General features: G+C 67.2%; 6 protein-coding genes and 1 pseudogene. 5 read left to right on the top strand and 2 right to left on the bottom strand.

Annotated elements, in window-relative coordinates; genetic code table 11:
* Positions 1-138 precede the first annotated feature (138 nt).
* Positions 139-1,362: pseudogene (locus C8D78_RS19920) on the bottom strand (macrolide 2'-phosphotransferase); the annotation flags it as partial.
* Between the two features lie 344 nt (positions 1,363-1,706).
* Here C8D78_RS19920 and nudC point away from each other — a divergent pair.
* The 3 genes from nudC to C8D78_RS05050 all read left to right on the top strand — a co-directional run bounded on the left by nudC (position 1,707) and on the right by C8D78_RS05050 (position 5,588).
* On the top strand, positions 1,707-2,684 hold the full coding sequence (gene nudC / locus C8D78_RS05060; RefSeq protein WP_244208264.1) for an NAD(+) diphosphatase: 978 nt from the start codon (positions 1,707-1,709) through the stop codon (positions 2,682-2,684).
* Positions 2,685-2,838: 154 nt separating this feature from the next.
* Positions 2,839-4,929, top strand: a complete 2,091-nt coding sequence (locus C8D78_RS05055) for an ATP-dependent DNA helicase UvrD2 (protein ID WP_120951713.1) — start codon at positions 2,839-2,841, stop codon at positions 4,927-4,929.
* Complete coding sequence (locus tag C8D78_RS05050; protein ID WP_208641879.1) at positions 4,929-5,588, top strand: M48 metallopeptidase family protein; 660 nt, start codon at positions 4,929-4,931, stop codon at positions 5,586-5,588. The genes C8D78_RS05055 and C8D78_RS05050 overlap by 1 nt, the downstream gene beginning before the upstream one ends.
* Before the next feature lie 45 nt (positions 5,589-5,633).
* Here C8D78_RS05050 and C8D78_RS05045 read toward each other — a convergent pair whose 3' ends face one another.
* Entirely contained in the window at positions 5,634-7,124 is a 1,491-nt protein-coding gene (locus tag C8D78_RS05045) for a zinc-dependent metalloprotease (RefSeq protein ID WP_120950822.1), read from the bottom strand.
* 296 nt (positions 7,125-7,420) lie between these two features.
* Between C8D78_RS05045 and C8D78_RS05040 the strand changes: the two genes are divergently transcribed.
* Together C8D78_RS05040 and C8D78_RS05035 are read left to right on the top strand one after the other, a co-directional pair.
* Complete coding sequence (locus tag C8D78_RS05040; RefSeq protein ID WP_120950821.1) at positions 7,421-8,569, top strand: YlbL family protein; 1,149 nt, start codon at positions 7,421-7,423, stop codon at positions 8,567-8,569.
* A gap of 214 nt (positions 8,570-8,783) precedes the next feature.
* Positions 8,784-11,804, top strand: a complete 3,021-nt coding sequence (locus tag C8D78_RS05035) for a UPF0182 family membrane protein (protein ID WP_120950820.1) — start codon at positions 8,784-8,786, stop codon at positions 11,802-11,804.
* The last annotated feature ends 29 nt before the right edge of the window (positions 11,805-11,833 follow it).

The following is an 11,833-nucleotide window of genomic DNA, read 5'->3' as shown; positions in this document are numbered from 1 at the left end:
GCCAATTGACTGCGTCGAGGTGTCCTCGGCAGCCGAAACCCCGGCCCCGGAATCGCTTTGATCTGCGTCCCCGGTTTCACCTGTGTCACCGGCTTCACCTGCGTTACCGGTGTCACCGGCGTTGGAGTCGGCGTCGGAGTCCGGGTCTGTGTCCGCGTTTGTGTCACTGGCCGTGACGGGCTGCGCGGAGGCATTTGGGGCGGTGTCCTCCGTTGCGCGGGGGATGGGTGTGACGTGCACTGCGGGCACGGCACCGGTTCCGGCATCGGGTTCCGGCTCCAGGGGCAGCAGGGTGACCTTGCTGATACGCGGAGCCGTTCCACCGGCTGGGACGCCCGGAGCGGTTGAGGCCGCCGACGGCGCGTCGGAACCGGCATTGACCGGTTCCGCGCCGGGCTCAGGTGCCGGGACCGGCCTCGGCAGCGGTTCGACACTGATGGGCTGGCCGCCGTGTTCAGCGACGTCGTCGGCCAAGGTGGCGAGCATGGATTCTGCCTCGTCGACCATGTCCTGGTTGCCGGCCGCCATGCCCTTGACCAAGTACTGGGCCAGGGCGAATTCGGCGGACAGGGCGGCGCGCCGCAGCAGGTGCACGTCGGGAACGTCGCGCCGGCTGGAGGTGTAGTGATCCAGGACGGCGTTCACAAAGTCTTGCTCGTTGGAGGCGACCAGCCACGCCATGTCATCCGCCGGGTCGCCGATCCGCAGGTCGGTCCAGCCCGTCACGGCGGTCACGCGGTCGCCGTCCACCAGCAGGTTGTCCTCGTGGAGGTCGCCGTGAACCACGCAGGGATTGAAGCGCCATAGTGAGACGTCTTCCATGGCGTGTTCCCAGCGGAGCAGCAGCAGCGGCGGAATTTTTCCGGTGGTGGCGGCCTGGTCCAGTTCGTTCAGGCGCCGCTGGCGGAATTCGTTGGGGGTGTAGCTGGGCAGATCGGCATTGCTCACAATGGACCGCGGAAGGTCATGGATCGCGGCCAGTGCGGCCCCGATCTCCCGGGCCAGGGTTGGCGAGCCGCCGCTGAGGTCATCGAGGGAGCGGGTAGCCCCGGCCAGGTGGGAGTACACGAATGTGCTCAGCGGGCCCTGCCGGACGGTTCCCGCCACCGTGGGCATGAGGAACGGCAACTCGGCCCGGATGCCGGGAGCGAACGCCCGCAACACCAGGAACTCGGTTTCGAGCCGGGCGCTGGCCTCGGCGTGCCGGGGGGAGCGGACGCGCCAGCGCTTGCCCTCTGAATCCAGCAGGAGCGCCGCATCGAAGTCTGCCGGATCGTCGGGCGCAGAGCTGACGGCGGTCGGGGTCAGTCCGGGGACCGCCGCGGTGGCTACAGCTGCCAGTTCGATAGGTTTCCTTCTCACCCTTCCACGGTAGGTTGAGCGGCGCCCAAGACGGCGATGCACTCCGGCGAGTCTTCAGATAGGGGGCCAAAACATGGGTAAATCGGCGTTGCTTCCCAGCCAAAGCCCAGCCACAGAGCCTCCCGCGCGCTTGATTCCGGACGGGCGGCCGCGTTGGCGGCAAAATGTCAATTGTCTGCCCGAGTCAGTACGGTGGGTATATGAGTCTTGCGGAGTCACCGGCATCAGAGCAATCGCCCTCTGAATCCTCGTCATCCGGCAGCGCGCCATCCGGCAGCGCGTCGTCGGAGAGTGCGTCGCCCGGCCGCGGCGGGCCGGTGCAGCTTCTGCCGGCAAACCACCTGATGGAGACGGTTCTTCCGGTGCACCCGGCGCTGATCGACCGCGGATCCGCGGCCCGGCTGAAACCCGGAATGCTGGCCGAGCTGGTCAATTCAGGCTCGGCCCGCGCCATGGTGCTCTCCGGCCGGCAGGCCCTGGTCAGCGAGGACAGCCTCGTCCTCCTGGACGCGGCCGAGCTCGCCGGGCATCTCGCGAACACCCCGTATGCTCCGGAGCACGTGATCTATCTGGGTTCAGCCCTGGCCGGTTCGGAGCTCGGCGCCGGCACCGAGCTCGTCCTCTTCGTGCTGCCGGCGCAGTTCGAAGTCCGGGCCGAGGAGTTCGAGGCTCATGTCGCCGGGATCCCCGGCGACGCGCAGTGGGCCGGTTTCCGCGAAGTGGCCGCCCGCTTGAACGCGACGGACACGGCGCTGTTCATCGAGGCCAGCGCCATCGCCAACTGGCATGCCACGCACACCCATTGTCCGCGCTGCGGCACGCCCACGCTGCCGGAGGCCGGCGGCTGGGTCCGCCGCTGCCCGGCTGACAACTCCGAGCACTACCCCCGCACGGATCCGGCCATCATCGTGACCGTCGTGGGTCCCGACGGGCGGCTGCTGCTCGGCGGGGGCGGGCCCCTCGACGCGCGGAACTATTCAACCCTCGCCGGCTTCGTCGAGCCGGGGGAGTCGCTCGAACAGGCCGTGCAGCGCGAGATTGGCGAGGAAGTCGGAGTCCGCGTCAGCGCCTCCCAGTACCTCGGATCGCAGTCCTGGCCGTTCCCGGCCTCACTAATGCTCGGCTTCACAGCCACCACACCGGACACCGAGGCCCGGCCCGACGGCGTCGAGGTCACCCGGGCCCGCTGGTTCAGCCGGAGTGAACTGCAGGAAGCGGTCCTCAGCGGCGAGATCGTCATTTCCAGCAGGCTCTCCATCGCCCGGTCCCTCATCGAACACTGGTACGGCGGCGTCATCCAGGACGCCGCAGACAGCGCCTGACACGGCCTGTCCCCATCCGCAGGACACCGACTACCGACTGAGCAGCAACGTGACCACAGAGAAATTGAACTTCAGTACAACTCCCGCCGGCGAGCCCGCAGACGCCACGTCCGGCGCCGGCCCCGAACCGGACGCCCGCTCCCTCGAAGAACGGATCCTCGGCGGACTCGACGCCGAGCAGCGCGAGGTCGCCAGCACCCTGCAGGGACCGATGTGCGTGCTGGCCGGCGCCGGGACCGGAAAGACCCGCGCCATCACGCACCGGATCGCCTACGGCGTGCACTCCGGGGTATACAGCCCGCAGCGGCTCCTGGCCGTCACCTTCACTTCCCGGGCCGCCGCCGAGATGCGCAGCCGGCTCCGTGACCTCGGTGTCGGCAACGTCCAAGCCCGCACCTTCCACGCCGCGGCGCTGCGCCAGCTGCAGTTCTTCTGGCCGCAGGCGGTCGGCGGGACGCTGCCCAACCTGCTGGACCACAAGGCGCAGATGATCGCCGAGGCCGCTCGGCGGCTCCGGCTCAGCACGGACCGTGCGTCGATCCGGGACCTCGCCTCCGAAATTGAGTGGGCCAAGGTCTCCATGCTGACGCCGGCGAACTACCTGGAGAACGCCCAGGGCCGCGGCAACCCGGGCGGTTTCGACCTGACGGCCGTGGCCCGCGTCTTCCAGTCCTATGAGGACGTCAAGACCGACCGCAACGTCATCGATTTCGAGGACGTGCTGCTGATCACCGTCGGGATCCTGCAGGAGGACCCGAAGGTGGCGGCGACCGTCCGGGAGCAGTACCGCCACTTCGTCGTCGACGAATACCAGGACGTTTCCCCGTTGCAGCAGCGGCTCCTGGAACTGTGGCTGGGCGGCCGTGATGACCTCTGCGTCGTTGGCGACGCCAGCCAGACCATCTATTCCTTCACCGGTGCCTCGCCGAAGCACCTGCTCGGCTTCAAGGCCATGTACCCCGAGGCCCACGTGGTCAAACTGATTCGGGACTACCGCTCCACCCCGCAAGTGGTCAAGCTCGCCAACGACCTCCTCGGCGGCCGGCGCAGCGGCGGCCCCGCGGCGGACGCAGCCTGGGCCACCCCCCTGCAGCTTGTGGCACAGCGGCCGGCGGGCCCGGTCCCGCAGTTCACCGAATGCTCCGACGACGAGGCCGAGGCCGCCACGGTAGCCGCCCGCATCCGCGGACTGCTCGACGCCGGCACCTTCGCCAGCCAGGTCGCCGTGCTCTTCCGCACCAACGGGCAGTCTGAAGCCTACGAGCAGGCGCTGGCCTCGGCGGGAATCGGTTACCAGCTGCGCGGCGGTGAGCGGTTCTTCGCCCGGAAGGAAGTCCGGGACGCCATCCTGCAGCTCCGGGCTGCCACCCGGGCGGCAGCCGAAACCGCCTCTCCCGAGCCGCTGGGCCAGCTGGTGCGCGACATCGTAGCCTCCCTGGGCTACACCGACGCGGCGCCGCACAGCGGCGGCGCGCTGCGGGAACGGTGGGAGTCGCTGGCCGCCCTCGTTGCGCTGGCCGACGAGCTCGTCCTCAGCCGGGGGGATCAGTTCAGCCTCTCCGACTTCGTCAACGAGCTCCAGGAACGCTCTCTCGCCCAACATGCCCCCACTGTCCAGGGCGTCACCCTGGCCTCGCTCCACGCCGCCAAGGGACTGGAATGGGACGCGGTGTTCCTCGTGGGGCTCAGCGAGGGGCTCATGCCGATCTCGTTCGCGGACAGCCCGGAATCGGTGGACGAGGAACGCCGGCTCCTGTATGTGGGCATCACCCGTGCCCGGGAACACTTGTTCCTGTCCTGGTCCACGGCACGGACCCCGGGCGGACGGGCCAACCGCAAGCCTTCGCGCTTCCTGGACGGACTGCGCCCCGACTCGGTGGCCAGCTCCCAGCTTCGCGGCAAGGGGCCGGCGCCGCGCCGGAAGGCTGCCGTCCCGGCGTCGTGCCGGGTCTGCGGCAGCATGCTCTCCAGCGGCGCGGAACGCAAGGTGGGCCGCTGCAACCAGTGCCCGCCCAGCTACGAGGAACAGACGTTTGATGCCCTCCGGCAATGGCGCAAGGACGTGGCCCTCGAGGCCGACGTGCCCGCCTTTGTCGTGTTCACCGATGCCACACTGACCGCCATCGCCGAGGCCCGGCCCGACTCGCTGGAACAGTTGGCCGAACTCGCCGGCGTGGGTCCCTCCAAGCTGGAGAAGTATGGCGAGGCGGTCCTGAAGGTCTTGGTCGAAAGCACCGTGCAGTGATGCCGGGCCCCGGTAAGAATCCTGCCTCCGGCTCCGGCGGCGTTCCCGCGGCCACGCCGCTGACCACCGCCGACGGTGCCCCGGTGGTGGTGCGCCGGTCTGCTCGCCGGCGCCGCACCGTCGCCGCGTTCTGGGAAGACGGCACCGCCGTGGTCGCCATCCCCGCCTCGTTCAGCCGGGCCCAGGAACGGGAATGGGTCCACCGCATGCTGGAGAAGCTTCGGCTCCAAGGTGCCCGCGGCGCGCGCGGCGCCGGCCGGCGGCGGCCCCGCTCCGACGCCGATCTTGCCGCCCACGCCGCCGAGCTTTCAACAAAGTATTTGGGCGGCAGGGCGGTGCCGTCCTCGGTCCGCTGGGTCACCAATCAGCATTCACGCTGGGGTTCGGCGACTCCGTCGGAGGGAACCATCCGGCTGTCGGCGAAGCTTCAGCCGATGCCTCAGTGGGTGATCGACTATGTGCTGCTCCACGAACTCGCTCACCTCCTGGTCGCCGGGCACGATGCCGCTTTCTGGCGGCTGCTGGCGGCATACCCGGAGACGGAACGGGCCAAGGCCTTCCTCGAGGGGGTTTCATTCGCGACCTCCCGCGGCCTGGCGCCCGGTGACGGGTATGAAGAAGCCCCGGCCGGAACTGATATCCCGGCCGGGGCCCACTAGAGTCCAGCGGTCCGGGCCGCCCTGCGGCGACCCGGACCAAGGGCACTACGCCTTGGGGCCGTTGCCCTCTTCGGGCTTGCCCTCTTCCGGCGCACCATCCTCTTCGGGGCCGCCCTGGCCGCCGTCCTCGTTGTTGACCGCCGGCGGTTCCTCGTGGGAACCGGAGTCCTCTGCCCCGGCCTCGGCGGGCTCGTCGAAGCCCCCGCTGAGAAGCTTCTGCAAGGCGTCATCCACCTCGCTGTCGCTGGCTTCGACAAGCTTCCGGCGTTCGCTGAAGCCCTGCGGATCGTCCAGATCCTCGGCCGTGGGCAGCAAATCAGGGTGCTGCCAGACGGCGTCGCGGCCCTCGATCCCACGTTCATCCTTGAGCGAGGCCCAGAGTGTGGCGGCCTCGCGGAGCCGGCGCGGCCTCAGTTCAAGGCCAACCAGGGAGGAGAACGCGTGTTCCGCAGGACCCCCGGTCGCACGGCGCCGCCTGACGGTCTCGCGCAGTGCAGCGGCGGAGGGGAGCAGCTTCTCGGTGGCACCCCAGGTCAGTTCATCCACCCAGCCTTCCACCAGGGCAAGCGCCGTCTCCAGCTTTTCGAGGGCCTGCTCCTGGGCAGGTGTGCGCTGCGGCATGAAGACACCCTGCGAGAGCGCCTCCTGGATCCCCTCGGGGTTGCTTGGATCAATTTCGCGGGCGAGTTCTTCGATCTTGGACGTATCGATGTGGATGCCGCGGGCGTACGCTTCGATCGCGCTGAGCAGATGGCCGCGCAGCCAGGGGACCTGGACAAACAGGCGGGCGTGGGCCGCCTCGCGCACGGCGAGGAACAGCCGGATGTCATTCTCCGGCAGGCTGAGGCCCTCACCGAATTTCGCCACGTTGGCGGGCAGGAGCGCCATCTCGAGGTCTGCCAGGGGGACGCCGATGTCCGTGGAGCTGACCACTTCGGCCGAGAGCGCACCGATCGCCTGGCCAAGCTGCATGCCGAAGATCGCCCCGCCCATGTTCTGGATCATCGAGGACGCCCCGCCCATCATCGCCTTCATTTCCTCGGGCATCTGTTCGGTCATGGCGGCGGAAAGCGCATTGGCAATGCTGTTGGCCACGGGCTCCGTCAGCCGCTTCCACGTGCCCAGGGTTTCCTCGACCCACTCGGCCCGGGACCAGGCCCGGCCGATCAGCCCGGTCGCAGGAAGTCCCGTGACCTGGTCCAGCCAGAGTTCGGCCAGCCGCAGGGCTTCATCGACCTCGCGGGACTGCTGCGCCGTGACCGAGGGGTCAGATCCGCTTGCAGCCACGCGGCGGGCGTTCTCATGGGCCAGCTGCCAGTTGACGGGCCCTTCCGTGGGGGCGCTCATCATCGCCTGCACCTGCGAGAACATCTGGGCCAGCAGGTTCGGATCGTCCGGGAGGCCCGCGGCCTTGGCGAGTTCGGCCGGGTCAATGTTGCCCATGCCCGCCCCGCCCATCAGGTTCTTGAGCATTTCGGCCAAGGGATCCTTGGGTTCCTCGTCGCCATTGGACGGATTGAGTGGGTTGGAGGTCATGATCCCGCCGATCGTCGGTGTGGCTGTTTCTCAACTTCACGGTACCCCCCGGCGAGAGCGGCTGTCTGCCGAAACCACGCCACGTTCGCTGTAGGCAAAGAGCGGTCCGGGGGCAGCAAGCGCGTAGTGTTGGAAGCTGGAATATTTGCATGCGGCAGCCGGGTCAGGCTGCGGCCCAGGTGCCCGGTCCCGGCGTCCTTTCAGGATGTCTTGGCAGGCTTGTCATGACAGAGTTGTCCTGCAGGGAACCCGGTCAGGGGCCGCGGCCCCTCGCGCCGGCACGGAGAGGTCGTTCAATGACAGTCACCCAAGGTGAACAGCCCGCCAGCGACCCGGCGGCCGGCCCGGTCCGGGGGAGAAGGACGCGAGCGGCAGGTTCCGGCGGCGCCGGGAAGCGCGGCAACCGATCCTCGGCCATGCTGGTCTCGGGACTGCTGGCGCTGGCACTGGGTATCACCGCGGTGAGCCTTCCCGTGCCGTACGTGGTCGAGTCGCCCGGACCCACCTTCAACACCATCGGCCAGGACAACGGCAAGCCGGTCATCAGCGTGACCGGTCACGAGACCTTTCCCGCCAAGGGCAATCTGGACCTCACCACGGTTTACGTCGACGGCGGTCCTAACGGTCCCGTCAGCGTGTTCGAGGCCCTTTCCGCATGGCTCAATGGGACCAAGGCCGTCTACCCCCAGGAACTGCTGTTCCCCACCGGCGTGACTAAGGAACAGTCCCAGCAGGAGAGCGCCACGGCGATGACCACCTCTCAGGAGAACGCGGTCGCCTCGGCACTGAAAGAACTGCATATTCCGTTTGGCCAGAAGATGCAGGTGGACAGCCTGCCGGATGACTCCGCCTCGAAGGGTCTGCTGCAGACAGGCGACATCCTGGTTTCCATCAACGGCAAGCCCATCACGGCCCTCGGCGTCGTGCAGGCGGAACTGGCCGCCGGCAACGGCAAACCCGTCAAAGTCATCGTGGAACGAGCCGGCAGGCAGGTGCCCATCACCATCACACCGGCGAAGAACAGCGCGGGCCGCTACATCCTTGGCGTCCTGCTGCAGTACAAGTTCACTTTCCCGTTTGACGTGAAGATCTCCCTCGACAAGGTTGGCGGCCCCAGTGCCGGCATGATGTTTGCCCTGGGCATCATTGACACCGTCACCCCCGGCGACCTGACCGGCGGCAAGCACATCGCCGGGACCGGAACAATTACCCCGGACGGCGCCGTGGGTCCCATCGGCGGGATCGCGCAAAAGATGCAGGGAGCCAGGTCCGGCGGGGCTACGTTGTTCCTGGCGCCGGCCGCCAATTGCGACGACGTCGTGGGCCACATTCCCGAGGGCCTACACGTGGTCAAGGTGGAGAACCTGACCGAAGCGCGGAAAGCTGTTGAACTGGCCGCGTCAGGTGGCGACATTTCCGGCCTCCCCGTGTGCACCAGCAACTAGACTGGCCGGAACTAAGCGCCGACCCCAATCGTGGCACTAATGACGGCCGCCGCCGTACCCCCGGGAGCATGATCTAGGCCCCTGATGGAACGGCAGCGGCGGCCGTTAGAATGCATCAACCCTGCAACGCCGGCACGTGGTCGCAGGACTGAGTCACCGCAGCGACCAACAACTAAAAAACCAGCAGTAGACGACCAGCTATGAGGTACCGAGTTTGTCCCGTCCCGCCAGCACAGTCCCGCCCGGAAGACCCCAGACACGACGCGGCGCCCTGACGCCGACGCTGATCATCGTGGCCCTGATTGTGGTCGGATTCATCTTCTTCGCCAACGTGTGGACGGATGTCCTCTGGTACCAGCAACTCGGGTTCTTCGAAGTGTTCATGACCGAGAACCTGTCCAGGATCGCGATCTTCCTGACTGGTTTCGCCATCATGTTCGCCGCGGTCTTCTTCGCCATCCGGATTGCGTACCATGCGCGGCCCGTCTACGCACCGGACTCTGAAGTCCGGGACAACCTGAACCGGTACCAGGTCCAGCTCGAACCCGTCCGGCGCGTTGTGATGGTGGGACTTCCCATTCTCTTTGGCCTGTTTGCGGGCAGCGCCGCGGCCAGCCAGTGGCAAAAAGTCCTCCTGTTCTTCAACCAGGAGCCCTTCGGCCAGAACGATCCGCAGTTCGGCCTGGACATCAGCTTCTACCTCATGACGCTGCCGTTCCTGGGCTTCGTCACCGGGTTCCTCATCAGCGTCACGGTGGTCGCGGGGCTTGCGGGCATCCTCACCCACTATCTCTACGGCAGCATCCGGATCATGGAACGCGGGATCTTCACCAGCCGCGCCGCTCAGATCCACTTGGCCGTCACCGGCGCAGCCTTCCTGGTCCTGCTGGGCATCAATTTCTGGCTGGACCGCTATTCCACGGTACAGAACAACGGCGGTCGCTGGGCCGGTGCGCTCTACACGGACGTGAACGCCGTCATCCCGACCAAGGCCATCCTGGCGGTGGCCGCGGCCATCGTGGCCGTGCTGTTCATCGTCGCCGCTGTGATCGGAAAGTGGCGCCTTCCGGTGATCGGCACGGCCATGCTGATCATCACGGCCATCCTGGCCGGCGGGGTCTATCCATGGGTCATTCAGCAGTTCCAGGTCCGGCCCTCGGAACAGACCCTGGAGAACGAATACATCAAGCGGAACATTGCCATGACCCGTGCCGCCTACGGCCTGGATAAGGTGCAGGAAAAACGCTACAACGCCACCACCAACGCCACCACCGGCGCGCTGGCCCCCGATGCGCAGACCACCGCCAACATCCGGCTGCTGGACCCGAACCTGATCTCGGATGCGTTCTCGCAGCTCGAACAGTACCGACCCTACTACCAGTTCCCCAGCGCCCTGAATGTGGACCGCTACCAGATCAACGGCAAGACCCAGGACACAGTCATCGCCGTTCGTGAGCTGAACCCGGACGGGCTGGCCACGAACCAACAGTCCTGGCTGAACCGGCACGTCGTCTACACGCACGGCTACGGCGTCGTCGCGGCCAAGGGCAACAAGTTCACCGTAGACGGCAAGCCGGAATTCCTGCAGGCGGGCATCCCGTCCACGGGGGTTCTCGGCAACGATTCGACCTACCAGCCCCGCATCTATTTCGGCCAGAACTCGCCCGACTACTCGATCGTGGGCGCCCCGGCCGACGCACCGCACCGCGAGCAGGACCGGCCCGCGGGCAAGGAAGGCGAAAGCGATACGCAGTACACGTTCACGGGCAACGGCGGCCCGAACGTGGGCAGCTTCTTCAACAAGATCCTCTATGCGATCAAGTTCCAGTCCTCGGACCTGCTGCTTTCCGACGGCGTCAACGCCCAGTCGCAGATCCTCTACGACCGCGACCCGCGGGACCGCGTCGAAAAGGTCGCGCCGTACCTGACCGTGGACGGCAACGCCTACCCCGCCGTCGTCGACGGCAGGGTGAAGTGGATCGTGGACGGGTACACCACCAGCCCGTATTTCCCCTACTCCCAGCAGGAGCAGCTCTCCGCCGCCACGGCCGATTCGCAGACCGCGGCAAACAGGACGGTAGCGTTGCCGAACAACTCGGTTAACTACATCCGCAACTCGGTCAAGGCCACCGTGGATGCCTACGACGGCTCCGTGACGCTGTACGCCTGGGACACCCAGGACCCGGTGCTGAAGGCCTGGCAGAAGATCTTCCCGACGTCGGTAAAGCCGTATTCGGAGATGTCCGGTGCCCTGATGAGCCATGTGCGGTACCCGGAGGACCTGTTCAAGGTCCAGCGCGAGCTGCTGGGCCGTTACCACGTCACCAATCCGGATGCCTTCTACACCAATAATGACGCCTGGTCCGTGCCTAACGACCCGACTGTCAAGGACGAGGTCAAGCAACCGCCGTACTACATGTCGCTCAAGATGCCCGACCAGAGCAAGCCGGCGTTCCAGCTGACCTCCTCGTTCATCCCGCAGGTGGTCAACGGCAACGCCCGCAACGTACTTTACGGATACTTGGCGGCGGACTCGGATGCGGGCAACCAGAAGGGTGTGAAGGCGGACAGCTACGGCCAGCTCAGGCTCCTGCAGATCCCGCCGGAAACCCAGGTCCCCGGCCCCGGCCAGGCGCAGAACAAGTTCAACTCCGACCCCACCGTTTCGCAGGCCCTCAACCTGCTGCGGCAGGGTGCGTCGGCGGTACTCAACGGCAACCTCCTCACACTGCCAGTGGGCGGCGGCATGGCCTACGTCCAGCCCGTCTATCTGCGTTCCACGGGTGAGACCTCCTATCCGACGCTGCAGCGCGTCCTGGTGGCGTTCGGCGACAAGATCGGATTCGCACCCACGCTGGACGAGGCCTTGAACCAGTTGTTCGGCGGAAATTCGGGGGCCGCGGCAGGAGACCAGGCGAACAAGGGACAAACTCCCGGTGGCACCACGACGCCAGGGGGCACCGCCCCAGGGACGACGAATGCGAAGGCGGACCTGAAGGCCGCCCTCGATGCAGCCAACGCCGCGATCAAGGCAGGCCAGGACGCCCTCGCCAAGGGCGACTTCGCGACCTACGGCGACCAGCAGAAGAAGCTCGCCGCCTCGCTGCAGAAGGCGCTCGAAGCCGAAGCGAAGCTGGAGACCACGGCGCCCCCGGCGGGCACGTCCTCGCCGGCCCCGTCGCCCACCCCGTCAGCCACGCCGTCAGCCACACCTTCAGCGGCGGCCGGAGGCTAGCGCTGGCGCCTCACCGCCGCAGCGCCGGA

Source organism: Arthrobacter oryzae (genome assembly GCF_003634095.1).
GTDB classification, from domain to species: Bacteria; Actinomycetota; Actinomycetes; order Actinomycetales; family Micrococcaceae; genus Arthrobacter; species Arthrobacter oryzae.
Note: the sequence above shows the minus strand (reverse complement) of the source record. Positions and strands in the feature narration are given on the sequence as shown.

Excerpts from the sequence above, each read along its gene's own strand:
- C8D78_RS05050 (WP_208641879.1), top strand. The coding sequence starts at position 4,929 with ATGCCGGGCCCCGGTAAGAATCCTGCCTCCGGCTCCGGCGGCGTTCCC.
- C8D78_RS05045 (WP_120950822.1), bottom strand. The coding sequence starts at position 7,124 with ATGACCTCCAACCCACTCAATCCGTCCAATGGCGACGAGGAACCCAAG.
- C8D78_RS05040 (WP_120950821.1), top strand. The coding sequence starts at position 7,421 with ATGACAGTCACCCAAGGTGAACAGCCCGCCAGCGACCCGGCGGCCGGC.
- nudC (WP_244208264.1), top strand. The coding sequence starts at position 1,707 with ATGGAGACGGTTCTTCCGGTGCACCCGGCGCTGATCGACCGCGGATCC.